The organism is Arthrobacter sp. Bz4 (genome assembly GCF_003075455.1).
GTDB lineage: Bacteria > Actinomycetota > Actinomycetes > Actinomycetales > Micrococcaceae > Arthrobacter_D.
On record NZ_QDAE01000005.1, the window covers coordinates 95,266 to 114,948 of the forward strand.

The following is a 19,683-nucleotide window of genomic DNA, read 5'->3' on the forward strand; positions in this document are numbered from 1 at the left end:
GGGTAACAGTAGTGGCGCTGGTCCACGGCGACGGACCGGGGGAGTGGCCGGGTCGATGCTAGTGGTGCGCAGGGCTTGAGGGCCGATTACGACAGCCCGTCGATGACGGAATCAACCATGTCGTTCACCGCGGTGAGACCGCTCATGACGATGTACCAGGGCACAGGGTCCAGATACACCACTTGGTCCTCACTCCACGCGGTGCTCTCGGCAACTACCTCGTTGTCGAGGACTTCCCGGGCGTTGGCACTACCGGACTCGCCGACCGCTGCGTCACGGTCGATGACGAAGAGCCAGTCAGGGTTGGTTTCGAGCAGAAATTCGTTTGATACCGGATCGCCGTGGGTTTCCGCCTCGACGTCGGCAACAGCTGGTTCCAGGCCAAGCTCGTCATGCAGCCAGCCGAACCGGGACCCCGGTCCATAGGCGGTAATTTCCCCGGCGCTCGTCATGACGATCAGACCGGTTCCAGCCTCCCCTGCCACGGACTGGGCCTCACCGATCTTCGACGAGACCTCTTCCAGTGCGGCATCCGTCTCGGCCGTCTTGTCGAAGACCTCACCGAGCGTTTCCACGTTCTGGGTGAAGCTTCCGAGATAGTCTTCCCAGTCCAGGGTCAGGTCGATGGTCGGGGCGATCTTGCTCAGCTCGGCGTACGCCTCGGAGGACCGGTTGGCGACGATAATGAGGTCCGGTTCGGCAGCATTGACCGCCTCATAGTCCGGCTCGAAGAGGGTTCCCATATTCTGGTAGTCAGCGCCGGAGTACTTCTCGAGGTAGTCCGGCAGGTTATCCTGCGGGAGTCCGGCGACAGGCACACCAAGGGTATCCAGTGTGTCGAGCGAAGCCATGTCGAAGGTGACAACGGTTTCGGGAACGCCCTCCAGGACCGTCTCACCCTGGGCATGTTCAACCGTGAGCTCAGTGGCAGCCGACTCCGACGTTTCACTGGTCGCGTCAGTGCTGCTGGCTGCGGTCCCGCACCCCGCGAGGACGAGCGCCGTCGTTACGACGGCCGCGGAAAGGGCAACGGTCCGGCCCATGATGTGCTTCACCTGGAAACTCCAATCAACATGTCTGTTTACGGCACTTCCTGCCGGAACAATTAGGAAAGGCTAACCTAACCTTAAGTTTCAGCTTTCGGCAAAATCCCCGGATTCTCGGCTGCTGGCCGTCGAATCCGCCCGCTGTGAGGGTCCCCAGTCGTAGAAACGGCCCTGAGGCCAAGAGCTGCCGAGAGCAACCGGCCAACGTTGACCGGGGGGCCGTTTCTGGGCCGACAGGGCAACTCCCGCCGACGAGGACGGTCGACCCAGAGCTCGCTTTGACCTGGGGCACAGCTTCGCGCTAATCTGGGTAGTCGTTGTGCGTATCCCTCCTCGATACGTCCATGCCCGCGTGGCGACTCGGTTGCAGAGTCACCTGGCCCGCGGGGATGGCCGAGATAACCGGGATCACTGGCTTTCAGCCCTCACCTGAAGTTCCGGTAGCGCATGCATAAGCTGAGCTTTCGCGTGGGAATTAATCTTCCCGGCGTGGAGGCGTCACCGAACAAGAAACGAAGGCAAAAACCGTGCGTACGTACACCCCGAAGCCAGGCGATATCAACCGCCAGTGGCACGTCATTGACGCCACCGACGTTGTCCTAGGCCGACTTGCCAGCCAGACCGCAACACTGCTGCGCGGAAAGCACAAGCCGACCTTTGCACCCCATATGGATATGGGCGATTTCGTCATCATCATCAACGCCGAGAAGGTAGCCCTCACCGGCGCCAAGCTCGAGCAGAAGCGTGCATACCGCCACTCCGGTTTCCCGGGTGGCCTCTCGTCGGTCAACTACGCAGAGCTGCTGGAACAGAATCCAGTCCGCGCTGTGGAGAAGGCTATCCGAGGCATGCTTCCCAAGACTTCCCTGGCTGCCCAGCAGATCGGGAAACTGAAGGTCTACCGCGGTGCTGAGCACCCACACGCTGCCCAGCAGCCGAAGACCTTCGAAATTACCCAGGTCGCCCAGTAGTCCTGGCCACCACACACTAAGAAATTAATTCAAGGAGAACCGTGGCTCAGAACACTGAAGAGCTGAATGAACCAACTGAGGAGCTCACGAGCTACACCTCAGAATCCGGCGAGACCACCGAGGCTGTAGCCAAGGAACGTCCCGCACTGACTGTTGGCGGCGGAGCCGTTGGCCGTCGCAAGGAAGCCGTCGCACGGGTCCGGCTCGTACCGGGTACCGGCAAGTGGATTGTCAACGGCCGCGAACTGGCCGATTACTTCCCCAACAAGCTGCACCAGCAGGAAGTCAACGATCCGTTCAAGATCCTTGACCTCCTGGGCTCCTACGACGTCGTCGCCCGCATCCACGGTGGTGGCCCATCCGGCCAGGCCGGTGCGCTGCGCCTCGGCGTCGCCCGTTCCCTGAACGAGATCGACCGCGAGAACAACCGTGCCATCCTCAAGAAGGCCGGCTTCCTGACCCGCGACGCACGAGTGATCGAGCGTAAGAAGGCTGGTCTCAAGAAGGCTCGCAAGGCACCTCAGTACTCGAAGCGCTAGAGCACCGCGTGGACCGGCCCGCATCGTCAAGGGTGTCCGGTTCTGTGTGCTTCCCAACGCATCCGGGTTCCGGATGGGCGTTGGGTGTTTAAGATCGGGATCTATTCCCCCTGAATTAGGATGTACATCGATGAGTAGATTATTTGGGACCGACGGTGTCCGTGGACTGGCAAATGAACTGATCACGCCGGAGCTGGCAATGCAGCTGGCCCAGGCGGCGGCAGTGGTACTCGGCCACCGCTTCACCAACGGCAGACGGCCCACCGCGGTGATCGCACGCGACCCGCGGATCAGCGGTGACTTCATTGCTGCGGCAGTCGAAGCCGGCCTGGCCGGAGCTGGGGTTGACGTGTTCGACGCCGGAATTCTCCCCACGCCCGCCGCGGCTTTCCTGGTGGCGGACCTGGACGTCGACTTCGGCGTCATGATCTCCGCCTCCCACAACGCCGCACCTGACAATGGCATCAAGTTTCTCGCACGCGGGGGCAAGAAGCTTGATGACACGATCGAGGACGCGATCGAGCTGGAACTGACCCGTCCAGCCCTCCGGCCCACCGGAGGAGATGTCGGCCGGATCCAACGCTTCGCAGACGCCGAGGACCGCTACGTGGTCCACCTCCTGCAGACCCTCCCCAATCGGCTGGAGGGAGTCAAGGTGGTGTTGGACTGCGCCCACGGAGCCGCCAGCGGCTGCTCACCCCAGGTTTTCGCTGACGCGGGCGCCGAGATCGTTGTCATCGGAGCTGACCCCGACGGGATCAACATCAACGACGGGTACGGGTCTACCCACCTCGGACCCCTCCAGGCCGCTGTGCTCGAGCATGGAGCTGACCTGGGAATCGCCCACGACGGCGACGCCGACCGGTGTCTCGCCGTCGACCATGAAGGAAACATCGTCGACGGCGACCAGATCATGGCGATCATGGCCGTGGCGATGAACGCTGCTGGAACCCTGAAGGACAGCACCCTGGTTGCCACGGTGATGAGCAACCTCGGGCTGAAGCTCGCTCTCCGCGAGGCAGGCATCAGCCTGCGGGAGACGGGGGTGGGCGACCGGTACGTGCTCGAGGGAATGCGCGACGGCGGCTACAGCCTCGGCGGCGAGCAGTCGGGGCACGTCATTTTCGCAGAGTACGCCACCACCGGGGACGGCGTTCTGACCGGCCTGCAACTGGCGGCGCAGGTGGCGCGGACCGGACGGACGCTCAAGGAGCTGTCCCAGATCATGAACAAGCTCCCTCAGGTGCTCATCAACGTCAAGGGCGTCGACAAGGCCGCCGTAACCACGAACGAGCATGTCCAGCAGGCAGTCCTCGAAGCGCAGGACGCGTTGGGGGAGACCGGCCGGGTGCTCCTGCGGCCCTCCGGCACCGAACCGGTGGTGCGGGTCATGGTGGAGGCTGCCGACATGGCGACCGCCCAGCTGACCGCCGACCGCCTCGCTGAGACTGTGTCGCTCCGGTTGGCTCTGGCTTCCGCCTAGGACCGGTTGGCCAGGCTGTCCCGGATCTCGGTCAGCAGGGCGACCTGGGGGTCCACAGCGGGCCCTTCCTCCACAATGCCAAGGCTTCGATTGCGGCGTTCGATCATCTTGTTCATCGGCAGCACGATCACGAAGTAGACGGCGGCCGCGATCAGGAGGAAGTTGACGATCGCCGTGAGGAGTACCCCAAACAGGATGTCGTTGCCATTGATGGTGACCTTAGCGAAGTCGTCGAAGTTCGGTGAGCCCACCAAAGCCGAGATCAGTGGCATGAGAACCGAATCGACAAGAGCTGTAACGACGGCGCCGAAGGCCGTGCCGAGCACCACGGCGACGGCGAGGTCGACGACGTTGCCCTTCATGATGAATTTCTGGAATCCGTTGAGCATCCGCTAAGGATAGCATCGCTAGCCGTAGTCGGGCGCATCGGGCAGCCCGAAGTGCTCCTCGAGGGTCTGCACTCCGTTGTCCCGCATGGCGCCCGAGGTCTCAACCCCGACAAACCGGTAGTGCCACGACTCGGCGAGGAACCCCGTGGTGTCCTGGCGGCCCTCTGGGTACCGCAGGATGAGGCCAAACCTGTGGGCGTTGTCCGCGGCCCAGGCCGCAGCGGCTGTCTCCGCAAAACAGGATCGGAGGGTACAGGCGCCGTCGTCCTGCCCGATGTCGAAGGCCAGCCCGGTCTGGTGTTCGGAGAAGCCGGGCCGGGCGGAGTAGTTGTCCGCGTCCTCGGGGCTGCCGTTGCGACTCACCCAGTAGTCGTAGGTAGCGGCCTGGACGGGGTAGGAGCGGTAGCCGCTGACCAGGGTGAGCCAGACGTCGTCGTCGGCGGCTGCGGCGAACATCTCCTCCACAGCCTCGGCCGCATCAGGGCGCAGGGTTGCATTGACGCGATCCGTCGCGAGGGGCACCTTGGGAAGGACGAGGTCCGCCGGGGTGTAGTCGATCGGGGCGAGCGGCCGCCGTTTGTTGACGACGACGGTGGCGGCCGAGGGATCGGCGTAGTCTCCCGATACAGAGTCTCCCGAAACAGAGTCTCCCGATGCAGAGCCGGCCGCCGCTGAGCCGGCAGGGGCAGGGACCGAGCCGGCAGCGGGAGCCGCAGCTGACGACGGCGACCGTTGAGCGGGCGCGGGGATCTGGCCGACGGCAAAGCTCGGGATGTCCGATGCCGTCGGGCCCGGGGCGGGTGTGCCGCAGCCGGTGACGGCGGCAGCCAGGATCGCTGCCGTCACCAGCAACCGACGCGGGGGCCGTCGACGCATCCGGTCAGGTCTTCCGCAGCAACATCCGCCGCACCGAATGATCGGCTTCCTTGGTCAGCACCAGCTGCGCCCGGCCCCGGGTTGGCAGCACATTGGCCATCAGGTTGGGCTCGTTGATCCGCTTCCAGATGCCGAGCGCTGTCTCGCGGGACTCGTCGTCGGTCAACGACGCATACCGGTGGAAATAGGACTGGGGGTTGGCGAACGCACCCGAGCGCAGTGACTGGAACCGTTGGACGTACCACTGCTCAATGTAGGAGGTCTTGGCATCGACATAGATGGAGAAATCGAAGAAGTCACTCAAAGCCAGCCCGGACCGCCCATCGGCACGGGTCCTGGCGGGCGCCAGCACATTGAGGCCCTCCACAATGAGCACGTCGGGACGCCTCACCACCACTTCACGGTCGGGCACGATGTTGTAGGTCAGGTGGGAGTACCACGGGGCGCGCACCTCATCGGCTCCGCTCTTGACCTCGCTGACGAACCTGAGCAGGCGTCGTCGATCATAGGATTCAGGGAAGCCCTTGCGCTGCATCAGGCCGCGGCGTTCCAGCTCATCATTGGGGTACAGGAACCCATCGGTGGTGACCAGCTCCACGTTGGGGGTGTCCGGCCAGCGGCTCAACAGCTCGCGCAGCACCCGGGCCGTCGTCGACTTTCCGACGGCCACCGAACCGGCGACCCCGATAACGAAGGGGGTGCGGGTGCGTTGCTCGCCCAGGAATGTCGTAGTGGCGGCGTGCAGCTCACCTGCGGCCGCCACGTAGAGGGACAGGAGCCGCGACAGGGGAAGGTAGACCTCACGCACCTCATCGAGGTTGAGCTCATCGCCCAGCCCCCGCAGCCGAAGAATGTCCTCAAGGCCGAGGGGGGAGCTGATCTCGTTGGAGAGCCGCGCCCAGGTCTGACGGTCCAACTCAACGAAGGGTGTGAAGTTGCTCTCCGCACCATTGCCCGGGGTCACCCCGGGATTTGTCTCATTCACCATCTGAATTGTGCCTGCTGGCGGCCTCAGATGCGAACCTCACCCAGGCGGGCCGCTCCTAGGGAGCGGCGGCCTGCGTCTGAACGCCCGGGCTGACGGTACTCTTAAGCCCATGTGTGGAATCGTAGGCTACGTAGGCCGATCAACAGTGTCCTCAGACGGTACAACCGCAACCCATGGCGCGCTCGACGTCGTCATGGAAGGTTTGCGGCGCCTTGAGTATCGCGGTTACGACTCGGCCGGAGTGGCAGTTTTGACCCCCAACGGCATCGAGTCGCGGAAGAAATCCGGCAAGCTCAGCAACCTGGTGGCCGAACTCGAGGCCCGACCGCTGACCGCGTCCCTGACCGGTATCGGCCACACCCGCTGGGCGACCCACGGTGCACCCAATGACACCAACGCACACCCCCACCTCGCCGACAACGGCCGGCTGGCCGTCATTCACAACGGCATCATCGAGAACTTCGCCGAACTCAAGGCAGGGCTGCTTGAACAGGGCGAAACGTTCCTCTCCGAAACGGACACCGAGGTAGCGGCAGCGCTGCTCGGCAGCATCTACCGGGAACTCTCGGCCGCTGGCGACCCTGACCCGCTCACCCATGCCATGCGCAAAGCCAGCCAGCTACTGGAGGGCGCCTTCACCCTCCTCGCCGTGCACCAGGACTCGCCGGGCATTGTCGTCGCGGCCCGCCGCAACTCGCCCCTCGTCGTCGGCCTTGGCGACGGCGAGAATTTCCTCGGCTCCGACGTGTCAGGCTTCATTGACTTCACCCGCCGCGCCGTCGAGCTGGGCCAGGATCAGGTTGTCACCATCACCCCCGACGACGTCGTCATCACCGACTTCTTCGGTGCCCCGGCCGAGGGCAAGGAATTCCACGTGGACTGGGACGCGGCGGCCGCGGAAAAGGGCGGCTACCCCTCCTTCATGGAGAAGGAAATCAATGACCAGCCCGACGCCGTCGCGCAGACCCTCCTGGGCCGCTCCGACGCGAAGGGCAAGCTGATCCTTGATGAGCTGCGGATCGACGAGACCATCCTGCGCTCCGTGGACAAGATCGTGGTCCTCGCCTGCGGCACGTCGGCCTACGCCGGACAGGTAGCCAAGTACGCCATCGAGCACTGGTGCCGTATCCCCACCGAGGTGGAGCTCTCCCACGAGTTCAGGTACCGCGATCCGATCGTCAACGAGAAGACGCTCGTGGTCGCCATCTCCCAGTCCGGTGAGACCATGGATACCCTGATGGCGGTGCGCTACGCCCGCGAACAGGGCGCCAAGGTGGTGGCGATCTGCAACACCAACGGATCCACCATCCCGCGTGAGTCAGACGCCGTGCTGTACACCCACGCCGGTCCGGAAATCGCCGTCGCCTCGACGAAGGCGTTCCTCGCCCAGATCACCGCTGCCTACCTGCTGGGTCTGTACCTGGCGCAACTGCGCGGCAACAAGTTCGGCGACGAGATCGCGGACGTCCTGGCCGATCTCGCCGACATGCCAGCGAAAATCCAGAGCATCCTGGACAACGCCGACAAGGTCAAGAAGCTTGCCCGCGACATGTCCAACGCCAAGTCGGTGCTCTTCCTGGGCCGGCACGTCGGATTCCCGGTGGCGATGGAGGGTGCCTTGAAGCTCAAGGAACTCGCCTACATCCACGCCGAAGGGTTCGCCGCCGGCGAGTTGAAGCACGGCCCCATCGCGTTGATTGAGGATGGGCAGCCGGTGGTCGTCGTGGTGCCGTCACCGAACGGCAGGGATTCCCTGCACGCCAAGGTGGTCTCCAATATCCAGGAGATTCGCGCCCGCGGCGCAGTCACCATCGTGATCGCCGAGGAGGGCGACACCTCGGTGGAAGCCTACGCCGAACACGTGTTCTACGTCCCCAAGACTCCCACCCTGCTGGCGCCGCTGCTCACCACGGTGCCGCTGCAGATTTTCGCCTGCGAGTTGGCGTCCGCCAAGGGGTACGACGTCGACCAGCCCCGCAACCTGGCCAAATCAGTCACGGTTGAGTAATCACCGATGATCGTTGGCATAGGCGTTGACGTTGTTGACATAGACCGGTTTGGGCGGCAGCTGGAGCGGACGCCTGGCCTGCGTGAACGATTGTTCGTGCCGGCCGAGCGAGTGCTGAACCTGCGCTCGCTCGCCGCCCGGTTCGCGGCCAAGGAGGCGGTGGCCAAGGCCCTCGGCGCCCCCGCGGGCATGAACTGGCAGGACTGCTGGATTGGGATCGACGCTGCCGGCAGCCCCTCGGTGGAAGTCAAAGGAACCGTTGCGGCGGTCGCCGCCGCGAAGGGTGTGCGCCGCTGGCACCTCTCGCTCAGCCATGACGGAGGGGTAGCGACAGCAATGGTGGTCGCCGAAGCCGATCCCGGACCCGTGGCAGCAACAGCACCGTCGGTCGGGATAGACTCCTAAGTATGCTTAGCGCCTATTCGGGCAGTGCGATCCGTTCGGCTGAAGCCCCCCTCCTCGACGCCGGGCACGGCGCTGCCCTGATGCAGCGCGCAGCCCACGGCCTGTACGCCGCGGCAGCCGCCGAACTGATCAGCCGGACCGGCGGCTGCTACGGGCGCACCGCGGTGGTGCTCGCTGGCAGCGGCAACAACGCTGGCGATGCCCTGTTCGCAGCGGCACGTCTGGCCGGCAGGGGTGTGCGCACCACGGCGATCCTCACCTCCGCCACCACTCATCCGCTGGCACTCGCAGCGTTTCAGCGCGCCGGCGGCCGGGTTGAACTCCTCAGCCAGGCGACCACCGACCGCCTGGTGGAGGCAACCGCCGCCGCAGACCTCGTCATTGACGGGATTCTGGGGATCGGCGGGTCAGGGGGGCTCCGGGAACCGGCAGCCACCTTCGTCCAGGAGCTCGCCGCGGTGGCCACCGGCGTCGTCGTCGCCTGCGACCTGCCCAGCGGGGTGGATGCGCACACCGGCGTGGTCAACGAACCGGTCCTTCACGCCGATCTCACGGTCACCTTCGGCGCGCTCAAGACCGGGCTCCTCGCCGGGCCGGGGGCGCACGCCGCGGGGCGCGTCGTCGTCGTTGACATCGGGCTCTCCGGGTCCCTGCTGGAACCCGACCTCTTCCGTCTCGAGGCCGCCGACGCCGCGGCCCTGTACCGCAGGCCCCGCCCCGCCGACCACAAATACACCCGCGGCGTGCTTGGTATTGCGGCCGGCTCGGCGATGTACCCGGGTGCAGCGGTCCTGGCGACCGGAGCAGCCCTGGCCACCGGGCTGGGAATGGTCAGGTATCTGGGACCACCGTCGGTCGCAGATCTGGTCAACCGGACCCACCCCGAAGCGGTCTGCTCCCAGGGGCAGGTCAAGCCGACCCACGTCCAGGCCTGGTTGGTCGGCCCGGGCCGACGAGCACCCGGACCAGCGGCGTCGGGCCCGCGACGCGATGGCGTCCGGCCTGCCCACGGTGGTGGACGCCGGTGCGCTGGCGCTCCTGCCGCGCAGGCTGGCGCCACAGGTGATCCTGACCCCTCATGCGGGTGAGCTGCAGGCGGTGCTGGCGAAGCGCAAGGTCAGGGCGACCCGCCGCGACATCGAGGCGGCCCCCACCGAGTACGCCCGGATCGCGGCTGAGCTCACCGGCGCCACAGTGTTACTCAAGGGTGCGGTCACCGTGGTGGCGTCGCCGTCGGGTGCACTGTTCAGTCAGGCGGACGCGACCCCGTGGCTCGCGACCGCGGGGTCGGGGGATACGCTCGCCGGCATTCTGGGTGCCCTGGTGGCCACCTTGGCCGACGACGACGGGGACGCTGCCATCGACCGCATCGGCGTACCGGTGCAGGACAAATGGGCGGCGATAGCAGCAGCTGCGGCGCTGCTCCACGGTCTGGCGGGAACCAGAGCTGCGAAGTTCGGACCGATCGTGGTCTCGGAGCTGCCGCAACACCTCGGTGCCGTCCTCGCGGACCTGCTCACCGCCCCACCCTCAAGGACACAATTCACTAACTAGTCACCTGGTTGCGCTATGAAGGTAGCTGGACCGTTCACTTTTCGACCCACGATTTACACCACTTCAGGAGAACACATGGAACTCTGGCCCGGCGAAGCGTACCCCCTGGGTGCAACCTATGACGGCACCGGCACCAACTTTGCGCTGTACAGCGAGATTGCCGACAGGGTGGAGCTCTGTCTGTTCGACGACGACGGCACCGAAACCCGCGTGCACCTCAACGAGGTGGACGGCTACGTCTGGCACGGCTACCTGCCGCACATCGTCCCGGGCCAGAAGTACGGCTACCGGGTCCACGGGCCCAACGCCCCCGAAGAGGGCCACCGCTGCAACCCGAACAAGCTCCTCCTGGACCCGTACGCCAAGGCCGTCCACGGCCAGATGGACTGGGACCCGGCACTGTTCGGATACAACTTCGGTGACGAAAACTCGATTAACAACGACGATTCGGCACCCCACATGATGTTGGGCGTGGTCGTCAACCCATTCTTCGACTGGGACGGTGACCGTAAGCCCCGGATCCCGTACCACCAGTCGGTCATCTACGAAGCCCACGTCAAGGGACTCACGCAGCTGCACCCGGAGGTCCCCGAGGAACAGCGCGGCACCTACGCCGGAGTCGCACACCCTTCAGTCATCTCGCACCTGCAGAAGCTGGGAATCACCGCCATCGAACTGATGCCAGTGCACCAGTTCGTCAATGACAGCACCCTCCAGGAAAAGGGCCTCACCAACTACTGGGGCTACAACACCATCGGGTTCTTCGCACCACACAACACCTACGGCTCCGCCGGTGACACCGGTGAGCAGGTCCAGGAATTCAAGGCCATGGTGCGTGAACTCCACCTCGCAGGCATCGAAGTGATTCTCGACGTCGTGTACAACCACACCGCCGAGGGCAACCACATGGGCCCCACCCTGTCGATGCGCGGCATCGACAACTCCGCGTACTACCGGCTCGTCGAAGACGACAAGAAGTACTACATGGACTACACCGGCACCGGTAACTCACTGAACGTGGGCAACCCGCACTCCCTACAGCTCCTGATGGACTCCCTGCGCTACTGGGTGACCGAGATGCACGTCGACGGTTTCCGCTTCGACCTCGCGTCCACACTGGCCCGCGAGTTCTACGACGTCGACCGGCTGTCAGCGTTCTTCGAACTGGTCCAGCAGGACCCTGTGGTCTCCCAGGTCAAGCTCATCGCCGAGCCGTGGGACGTGGGACCCGGCGGCTACCAGGTGGGCAACTTCCCACCGCAGTGGACCGAGTGGAACGGCAAGTACCGCGACACGGTGCGCGACTTCTGGCGTGGAGAACCGTCGACGCTCGGCGAATTCGCCTCACGACTGACCGGCTCAGCAGACCTCTATGAGCAGTCAGCCCGCCGCCCGGTCGCGTCGATCAACTTCGTCACCGCCCATGATGGCTTCACCATCCGGGACCTCGTGTCCTACAACGAGAAGCACAACGACGCCAACGGTGAAGACAACAACGACGGCGAAACCCACAACCGGTCCTGGAACTGTGGTGAGGAAGGCCCCACCGACAACCCGGAGGTCAACACCCTCAGGGTCCGCCAGCAGCGCAACTTCATTGCTACCCTCCTGCTGTCGCAGGGTGTGCCGATGCTGCTGCACGGCGATGAACTGGGCCGCACCCAGCAGGGCAACAACAACACCTACGCCCAGGACTCCGAGATCAGCTGGATCCACTGGGATCAGATGGATCAGCCGCTGCTCGAATTCACTGCCGCCGTGAACCGGCTGCGGTCGGAGCACCCAACGTTCCGCCGACGCCGGTTCTTCGACGGCCGGCCGGTACGACGCGGCGAGGGCGAGGCCCTGCCGGACATCGTCTGGCTGGGCACTGACGGCACCGTCATGGCGCCCGAGGACTGGGACTCCGGGTTCGGCCGCTCCATCGGCGTGTTCCTGAACGGGCAGGGTATCTCTGGCCGCGACGCCCGCGGGCAGCGGATCACCGACCAGAACTTCCTGCTGCTCTTCAACGCCAGCGACGAGCCAGTCGACTTCACCCTCCCACAGCAGGAGTACGCTCCGGCCTGGGATGAGGTCATCGATACGGCCGGTAAATACGCGGACTCGGACGCCATTCCAGCGGAAGCCACGATCACGCTGGAAGCCAAGTCCATGGTGGTGTTGCGCGCCCACGCCGAAACCGAGGATCTCGATCATTCGGTGGCAGCGTCACTGGCCGCGTTGGCCAACTCGCACCAGCCCGGCGGCGCCTAACCGCCTGGGCCAGCCCAGGCACCGCAGCAGTTCACCCTGCCGCAGCTCGAACGACACACAGAACCGAAGTTCAGGAGTACATCCATGAGGATCCCGAAGTCGACCTACCGGTTGCAGATTCAATCCGAGTTCGACCTGAGGGCTGCCGCCGCGGTGGTCCCGTACCTGCGGGACCTTGGCGTGGACTGGGTGTACCTGTCTCCGGTGCTGACGGCTGAGAAGGGATCGGGGCACGGTTACGATGTCACCGATCCCACGGCGATCGACCCGGAGCGCGGCGGACGGGACGCCTTCGTGGCGCTCTCGGACGCCGCGCATGCGGCGGGGCTCGGTGTCCTGGTGGACATTGTGCCCAACCACCTGGGTGTGCAGACCCCTGCGCAGAACCCCTGGTGGTCCTCGCTGCTCAAGGGTGGCCAGGACTCGCCCTACGCCGAGGCGTTCGACGTCGACTGGGCGGCCGCGGACGGGAAGATCCGTCTGCCGGTCCTCGGCGACGGGGATGACGAGCTGTCGGCCCTGGAGCTCGACGGCGGGGAACTGCGCTACTACGACCACCGGTTCCCGATCGCTGACGGCAGCTACGAAACCGGCGACACAGCCCAGGCTGTGCATGCCCGGCAGCACTACGAACTGGTGAACTGGCGGCGCGCGGACAGCGAGCTGAACTACCGCCGGTTCTTCGGCGTCAACACCCTCGCAGGGGTGCGCGTCGAAGTGCCACGGGTCTTCGATGAGTCCCACCGCGAGATCCGCAGCTGGTTTGAGGAATCCCTGGTGGACGGGCTCCGGATCGATCACCCGGACGGGCTGGCCGATCCTGCGGGCTACCTTGACCGGTTGCGTGAACTCACCGGCGGGGCCTATGTCCTGGTCGAGAAAATTCTGGAGCCGGGCGAAGTCCTCCCGCCGGAATGGGCAACCGAGGGCACCACCGGCTACGATGCGCTCGCGGATATTGACCGCCTGTTCGTTGACCCGGCCGGCCAGGCCGCACTTGAACGGGTTGCGCCAGCCGAGGAGTTCCACTCGATGATCCACGGCACCAAACGGGGGATCGCCGATGGGATCCTCCGGTCGGAGGTGCTGCGGCTGACCCGCCTGGTTCCGACCGACGCCGGGCTCGACGCCGAGCAGACAGCCGACGCAATCGCCGAACTCCTGGCGTGCTTCCCGGTCTACCGCAGTTACCTGCCCGGTGGTGCGGACTACCTCGACGACGCCGTCGTCGCCGCCCAGGTGCACCGCCCCGACCTGGCCGCCACACTCAAGGCGCTGCACCCCCTGCTCAACCCCTACCTGGCCGACCCTGACGCCGCGCGCACTGACACCCCCCTGACCGAGTTGGCCACCCGGTTCCAGCAGACCTCGGGCATGGTGATGGCCAAAGGGGTCGAGGACACCGCCTTCTACCGGTACAACCGGCTCACCTCACTGAACGAGGTAGGCGCCGACCCGTCCATTTTCTCCATCGGCCGGATCGAGATGCACAACCGTCTCCTCCGCCGCCAGCGCGACAACCCACTGTCCATGACGGCGCTGAGCACCCACGACACCAAACGCAGCGAGGACACCCGGGCAAGGATCAGCGTCCTGTCCGAAATGGCCGACGAGTGGGCCACCATTCTTGGCCAGCTCGATGACGCCGCGCCCCTCGGTGACCCGGCCTTCTCGTCACTGCTGTGGCAGGCCATGGTCGGTGCGTGGCCGCTCAGCCGCGAACGGGCCCACGCCTACGTGGAAAAGGCCTCCCGCGAAGCCGACTCCAGTACCCACTGGACAGCCCCGAACGACGCCTTCGAGGACCGCATGCACGCCGCGGTCGACGCGGCTTACGACACCCCGGCGGTCACAGCCCTCATCACCGCTCTGGTGGACAAGATCAAGGGCTACGGCTGGTCAAACTCCCTGAGCGCGAAGCTGCTGCAACTGACCATGCCCGGCGTCCCCGACGTGTATCAGGGTTCCGAATTCTGGGAAGACTCCCTGGTGGACCCCGATAACCGCAGGCCCGTGGACTTCGAAGCGCGGAAACAAGCACTGGTGAACCTGGCCTTCGGTGCGCTGCCAGCGGTCGACGAGTCAGCGGTGGCCAAGCTGCTCGTGGTCTCCCGCGCCCTGAAGCTACGCCGCGACCGGCCCGAACTGTTTGGCGGGTACACCGCCGTCGCGACAACCGGTGCGGCCGCCGATCATGTGTTCGCCTTCGACCGCGGGGGGGCTCTCACCCTGGTGACCCGGCTACCCCTCGGCCTCGAACGCCAGGGCGGCTGGAAGGACACCTCGATCGTGCTGCCGGAGGGCCAGTACAGCTGCGCCATCACCGGTGCATCCTTCTCCGGCGGTCCCGTGCCCGCCAAAACCATTTTTGAAACCTACCCAGTAGCACTGCTGGTCCGGGAGGACGCATCATGAGGAAACCATTCGACGTCTGGGCCCCCAAGGCAAGCACCCTCTCGCTGCACGCCGATGGCACCACCTCGGCCATGACCAGAAGCGACGACGGCTGGTGGACCGTCGACACGCTCCCGGCGGCAACGGAGGGCACCACCTACGGGTATCTGGTGGACGGCGCTGAGTCGCCGATCCCCGATCCCCGGTCCCGCCGCCAGCCCAACGGCGTGCACGGACTCTCCCAGACCTTCGACCCGAGCTCCTACGCGTGGCAGGACAGCTCCTGGGCGTCTCCGGGCCTCAACGGCGGAGTGATCTACGAACTGCACATCGGGACCTTCACGCCCGAGGGCACCTTTGATGCGGCGATCGGCAGGCTCGACTACCTGGTCGGATTGGGGGTCCAGCACATCGAGCTCCTCCCGGTGAACGCGTTCAACGGCACCCACAACTGGGGTTACGACGGCGTCCTCTGGTTCGCAATCCAGGAGACCTACGGGGGTCCCGCCGGATACCAGCGGTTCGTCGATGCGGCGCACCAGCGGGGTCTGGGCGTCATCCAGGATGTGGTGCACAACCACCTGGGACCCAGCGGCAACTATCTGGGCCAGTTCGGCCCGTACCTGACCGAAGGCAAAGCGAATACCTGGGGTGATTCGCTGAACCTCGATGGGCCGCAGTCCGATGAGGTCCGCCGCTACGTGCTGGACAATATTCGGATGTTCTTCAAGGACTTCCACGTCGACGGCCTCCGCCTCGACGCGGTGCACGCACTGCACGACGAACGTGCGCTGCACATTCTCGAGGAATTCGCCCAGGAGACCGACACCCTTGCCACGGAACTGGGCAAACCCCTGTTCCTGGTCGCCGAGTCAGACCTGAACAATCCCCGGCTCATTACCTCACGTGCCGCGGGCGGCTACGGGCTGACCGGCCAGTGGAGCGACGATTTCCACCACGCCGTGCACGTCAACGTCACCGGGGAAACCACCGGCTACTACGAAGACTTCGACTCGGTAGGCGCGCTGGCCAAAGTCATGACAGACGGGTTCTTCCACAACGGTACCTACTCGTCCTTCCGCGAACGCGGCCATGGACGGCCTATCGACCCGGCCCACATCAGCACGCACCAGCTGGTGGTCTGCACGCAGAACCACGATCAGATCGGTAACCGGGCGGCCGGTGACCGGATGGGCGCCACCGTTGGCTTCGCCCAGCTGGCGCAGGCCGCTGTCCTGAACCTTGCCGGGCCCTTCACCCCGATGCTGTTCATGGGCGAGGAATTTGGGGCCTCCACCCCCTGGCCGTTCTTCACCTCCCACCCCGAACCGGAACTGGGCAAGGCAACAGCCGAGGGCCGGCTGCGTGAATTCGAACGGATGGGCTGGGACGCCGACACTGTGCCCAACCCGCAGGATCCAGCGACCTTCGCGTCAGCCAAGCTGGACTGGGAAGAAGTGGAGACCGGCGACCACGCGCGCCTCCTGGAGGTGTACCGCCAGCTGATCCGGTTGCGGCGCGACACCCCCGACCTGATGAATCCCGACTTCACTGCTGTGTCCGTCGACTTCAGCGAGCCCGAGAAGTGGCTGGCGATCCGCCGCGGCGGGACCGTCGTCGTCGTCAATCTCGCCGACGAGGAGCGGACCGTTCCCGTGGACGCCTCACAGGTACTGCTGTCCACCGTCCCAGGCGAGGTGCTGGACGCCGGCCGGTGCACCCTGCCGGCCCGCGGGTCGGCAATTCTCAGCTGATTCAGCCAGTCCCGCCGCACCACCCTTCCCCCAGACCCAGGAGAGACCCATGACGTATCACCCAGCCGATGACCGTTACGAAACGATGCCCTACCGACGGGTGGGGCGCAGCGGACTGCAGCTCCCCGCTGTGTCGCTCGGCCTGTGGCACAACTTCGGGGATGACAAGCCGTTCGCCGATCAGCGCGCCATTTTGCGGCGTGCCTTCGACCTGGGGGTCACCCACTTCGACCTGGCCAACAACTACGGACCCCCTGCCGGTAGCGCCGAAACGAATTTCGGACGGCACCTCAAGGACGACTTTGCTCCGTTCCGCGACGAGCTGGTCATTTCCAGCAAGGCCGGCTACGACATGTGGCCGGGCCCCTACGGCGAGTGGGGATCCCGGAAATACCTGCTCGCGAGCCTCGACCAGTCACTGAACCGGATGGGGCTGGACTATGTGGACATTTTCTACAGCCACCGTCCCGACCCGAACACGCCGCTCGAGGAGACCATGGGGGCCCTGGACACCGCGGTGCGGTCGGGCCGGGCCCTGTACGCGGGGATCTCCTCCTACTCGCCGGAGAAAACTGCCGAAGCCGCAGCAATCCTCAGGGATCTCGGCACGCCTCTGCTGATCCACCAGCCCTCTTACTCAATGCTGAACCGCTGGGTGGAGAACGGCACTCCTAACCTGCCCGAGGTACTGGAGCAGGAGGGCGTCGGATCAATCGCCTTCTCGCCACTGGCCCAGGGGCTGTTGACCGACCGCTACCTCGACGGAATTCCCGAGGGCTCCCGTGCGGCGTCCAACAAGTCGCTGTCGGAAGAGCACCTTTCCGAGGACAACCTGCGCCGGGTCCGCGGCCTCAACCGGATCGCCCAGGACCGTGGCCAGTCGCTGGCGCAGATGGCAATCGCCTGGATCCTGCGCGAGCAGTCCAAGGGCAGCCCCATCACATCGGCCCTGATCGGCGCGTCAAGCGTGACGCAGCTGGAGAACAGCCTGGCAGCCGTGAAGAACCTCGAGTTCAGCCAGGACGAGCTCACCGCCATCGACGAGTTCGCTGTCGAATCGGACATCAACCTGTGGGCCAAGGCCCTCGACGCCTAGGCGTCCCACCGATGTCCGACGCTGGGGCGCTGCACGTCCGTGAAGCCACCGAGGCGGACTGGCCCGCCCTCTGGGCCATCATGGAACCGGTGCTGCGCGCCGGTGAGACCTACTGCTGGGACGCTGAGCTTTCCGAAGCGCAGGCGCGGGTCGAATGGTTGGCCCCCTCCGACGCCACGATGCGGGTATACGTCGCGGAGGTGCCCGGTGGCGCCGTCGTCGGGACCGCCCAGTTGCACGCGAACCGGGGCGGGGGCGGGTCGCACGTGGCGAACGCCAGTTTCCTGGTGGCCGGTGACGCCGGCGGCAGGGGAGTGGGGCGTTTTCTGGCCGGCCGGGTGCTGTCGCAGGCCCGGGAGCAGGGATACCGCGCGATGCAGTTCAACGCGGTCGTGGAAACGAACACCCGTGCGGTGCGGCTGTGGGAATCGCTCGGGTTCGGGATCCTCGCCACCGTTCCCGGCGCGTTCCGGCACCCGACCGAAGGTTTTGTGGGGCTGCACCTGATGTTCCGGGAGCTCTGACCGGCCCGTTCCGCCGCATCGAAACACCCCTCCAAGAGTGGGTGGCTACCTCCAGAACGCGGCCAGGTCGGGGAACGCCCGCTCGTACCCGTTCAACAACCGCGAGGCAGCGTGGGCCGAGTCGATCAGCGGATGCACCAGAAACGCTCGGAGCGCCGAGTCCCGGTCGGCGTGGACGGCCGCGTGAATCACCGCCTCCTCCACCGCCAGCAGCTGCCCCATCAGACCCAGCTGGTGGGTGGTCAGCGGCCCGGCGGGCAGCGGCGTGGCACCGGTCTGGTCGAGCCGGGCGGGAAGCTCGACGACGGCGTCCGGCGGCAAGGCCGGTAGGGTGCCCCCATTGCGGACATTGACGATCAGCTCGGTGGGCTGGCCGGTCAACAGGGCTCGCATCGCCGCCAAAGCGATGCGCTCATAACCGCCCCCAGCCAGGCCGGCTTCATCGCGTTCCTCAGCGTCCGGGCGGGCCTCGGCCAGGTATCCCTCTTCCCGGGCGAGCCGCGCTCCGTCCCACACCGCGAAGGGCTCGGGCGTCGTCAGCAACTCGGTGTAGAGCTGCTCCTGCTGACGGTGCAGGAACGCACCGCGGGTTTCAGCGGCCCCCGACAGGGACCGGACCGCCTCGCGGTGGAAGTAATAGTAGAACAGGTACTCGTTGGGCACCGCCCCGAGGAGCCTCGGCAGATCCGGCCCGAACACCCGGCCCTCTTCGAAGGAGGCGAGCCGCTGCGGGTCCGCCAGCAACCCCGGCAGCCGGTCGACGTCCTCGTACGTCAGGCCACGCAACCAGCCCAGATGGTTCAGACCAACGTAGTCAACCCCGGCCAGGGAGCCCTCGACGAGGGGGACCCCTGCCGCCGTCGCCGCGCGTGACACCAGCCCGGCAGCCGAATCGCAGATTCCAATCGCTTTGTCACCCAGAACGGCCTGCATCGCGCCGGTCACCATTCCCGCCGGGTTGGTGAAGTTGATCAGCCACGCGGCGGGGCAGACTCGTCGCATGGATTCAGCGACCGTCAGCATCTGCGGCACCGACCGCAGTGCGTAGGAGATGCCCCCGGCGCCCACGGTTTCCTGACCCAGCAGGCCCTCGTCCAGGGCAACAAGCTCGTCGAGGACCCGCCCTGCTGCGCCGCCGCTGCGGATGGCCGCGAAGACCACATCGGCGCCGGCCAGGGCATGGTCAAGGGCCAACTCGGTTTCCAACTGTGGCCGGCTGGAGCCCGCCGGCAGCGGCATCGTCTGCAGGACCCGGGCAATAGCCTTCAGCCGGGACGGGTCCGAATCATGCAGGACCACCTCAGTGATGACGCCCGCGAACTGACCGGTTGCCAGGGCCCGGTACACCAGCGGAACCCGGAAGCCGCCGCCGCCCACGATGACCAGTTTCATGAACCCTC

The 19,683-nt window shown here is 65.7% G+C and carries 17 protein-coding genes; 12 read left to right on the forward strand and 5 right to left on the reverse strand.

Annotation, left to right across the window (positions count from 1 at the left end; all coding sequences use genetic code 11):
• Positions 1-86: 86 nt before the first annotated feature.
• Complete coding sequence (locus DDA93_RS06125) at positions 87-1,055, reverse strand: siderophore ABC transporter substrate-binding protein (protein WP_024476814.1); 969 nt, start codon at positions 1,053-1,055, stop codon at positions 87-89.
• A 518-nt stretch (positions 1,056-1,573) separates the two neighbouring features.
• On the opposite strand from DDA93_RS06125, the gene rplM reads away from it, so the two are divergent.
• The 3 genes from rplM (at position 1,574) to glmM (ending at position 4,039) form a co-directional block, all read left to right on the forward strand.
• On the forward strand, positions 1,574-2,017 hold the full coding sequence (gene rplM, locus DDA93_RS06130) for a 50S ribosomal protein L13 (protein WP_019481538.1): 444 nt from the start codon (positions 1,574-1,576) through the stop codon (positions 2,015-2,017).
• Positions 2,018-2,058: 41 nt separating this feature from the next.
• Complete coding sequence (gene rpsI / locus DDA93_RS06135) at positions 2,059-2,556, forward strand: 30S ribosomal protein S9 (protein WP_019481539.1); 498 nt, start codon at positions 2,059-2,061, stop codon at positions 2,554-2,556.
• Positions 2,557-2,686: 130 nt separating this feature from the next.
• Positions 2,687-4,039 (forward strand): phosphoglucosamine mutase, encoded by a 1,353-nt coding sequence (gene glmM, locus DDA93_RS06140; protein ID WP_024476816.1) that lies wholly within the window; start codon positions 2,687-2,689, stop codon positions 4,037-4,039.
• Here the strand turns inward: glmM and mscL are convergent.
• Genes mscL through coaA form a run of 3 tightly spaced genes read right to left on the reverse strand, consistent with a single transcriptional unit; the run spans position 4,036 to position 6,292 of the window.
• Positions 4,036-4,428: a large conductance mechanosensitive channel protein MscL gene (mscL, locus tag DDA93_RS06145; protein WP_024476817.1), complete on the reverse strand. Its 393-nt coding sequence runs from the start codon at positions 4,426-4,428 to the stop codon at positions 4,036-4,038. The genes glmM and mscL overlap by 4 nt on opposite strands.
• A gap of 18 nt (positions 4,429-4,446) precedes the next feature.
• Positions 4,447-5,304, reverse strand: coding sequence for a M15 family metallopeptidase (locus tag DDA93_RS06150; protein WP_116778302.1), 858 nt, complete (start codon positions 5,302-5,304; stop codon positions 4,447-4,449).
• A gap of 4 nt (positions 5,305-5,308) precedes the next feature.
• Positions 5,309-6,292: a type I pantothenate kinase gene (gene coaA, locus DDA93_RS06155; protein ID WP_024476819.1), complete on the reverse strand. Its 984-nt coding sequence runs from the start codon at positions 6,290-6,292 to the stop codon at positions 5,309-5,311.
• A 109-nt stretch (positions 6,293-6,401) separates the two neighbouring features.
• On the opposite strand from coaA, the gene glmS reads away from it, so the two are divergent.
• The 9 genes from glmS to DDA93_RS06195 all read left to right on the forward strand — a co-directional run bounded on the left by glmS (position 6,402) and on the right by DDA93_RS06195 (position 18,283).
• Positions 6,402-8,300, forward strand: coding sequence for a glutamine--fructose-6-phosphate transaminase (isomerizing) (gene glmS, locus DDA93_RS06160; RefSeq protein ID WP_116778303.1), 1,899 nt, complete (start codon positions 6,402-6,404; stop codon positions 8,298-8,300).
• Between the two features lie 6 nt (positions 8,301-8,306).
• Entirely contained in the window at positions 8,307-8,705 is a 399-nt protein-coding gene (locus DDA93_RS06165; RefSeq protein WP_116778304.1) for a holo-ACP synthase, read from the forward strand.
• A gap of 2 nt (positions 8,706-8,707) precedes the next feature.
• A complete protein-coding gene (locus DDA93_RS06170) occupies positions 8,708-9,793 on the forward strand; it encodes an NAD(P)H-hydrate epimerase (RefSeq protein ID WP_347693144.1) in 1,086 nt (361 codons plus the stop codon).
• Positions 9,696-10,259: an ADP/ATP-dependent (S)-NAD(P)H-hydrate dehydratase gene (locus tag DDA93_RS17075; RefSeq protein ID WP_347693145.1), complete on the forward strand. Its 564-nt coding sequence runs from the start codon at positions 9,696-9,698 to the stop codon at positions 10,257-10,259. Before DDA93_RS06170 ends, DDA93_RS17075 begins: the two co-directional genes overlap by 98 nt.
• Before the next feature lie 75 nt (positions 10,260-10,334).
• Complete coding sequence (glgX, locus tag DDA93_RS06175; RefSeq protein WP_116778305.1) at positions 10,335-12,515, forward strand: glycogen debranching protein GlgX; 2,181 nt, start codon at positions 10,335-10,337, stop codon at positions 12,513-12,515.
• A gap of 84 nt (positions 12,516-12,599) precedes the next feature.
• Positions 12,600-14,930, forward strand: a complete 2,331-nt coding sequence (gene treY / locus DDA93_RS06180; RefSeq protein WP_116778306.1) for a malto-oligosyltrehalose synthase — start codon at positions 12,600-12,602, stop codon at positions 14,928-14,930.
• Entirely contained in the window at positions 14,927-16,663 is a 1,737-nt protein-coding gene (gene treZ / locus DDA93_RS06185) for a malto-oligosyltrehalose trehalohydrolase (RefSeq protein ID WP_116778307.1), read from the forward strand. Before treY ends, treZ begins: the two co-directional genes overlap by 4 nt.
• 49 nt (positions 16,664-16,712) lie before the next feature.
• Positions 16,713-17,759 (forward strand): L-glyceraldehyde 3-phosphate reductase, encoded by a 1,047-nt coding sequence (mgrA, locus tag DDA93_RS06190; protein WP_019481550.1) that lies wholly within the window; start codon positions 16,713-16,715, stop codon positions 17,757-17,759.
• 11 nt (positions 17,760-17,770) lie between these two features.
• Entirely contained in the window at positions 17,771-18,283 is a 513-nt protein-coding gene (locus tag DDA93_RS06195; protein WP_116778308.1) for a GNAT family N-acetyltransferase, read from the forward strand.
• A 45-nt stretch (positions 18,284-18,328) separates the two neighbouring features.
• On the opposite strand, the gene DDA93_RS06200 is transcribed toward DDA93_RS06195, so the two are convergent.
• Positions 18,329-19,675: a 6-phospho-beta-glucosidase gene (locus DDA93_RS06200; protein WP_116778309.1), complete on the reverse strand. Its 1,347-nt coding sequence runs from the start codon at positions 19,673-19,675 to the stop codon at positions 18,329-18,331.
• Positions 19,676-19,683 lie beyond the last annotated feature (8 nt).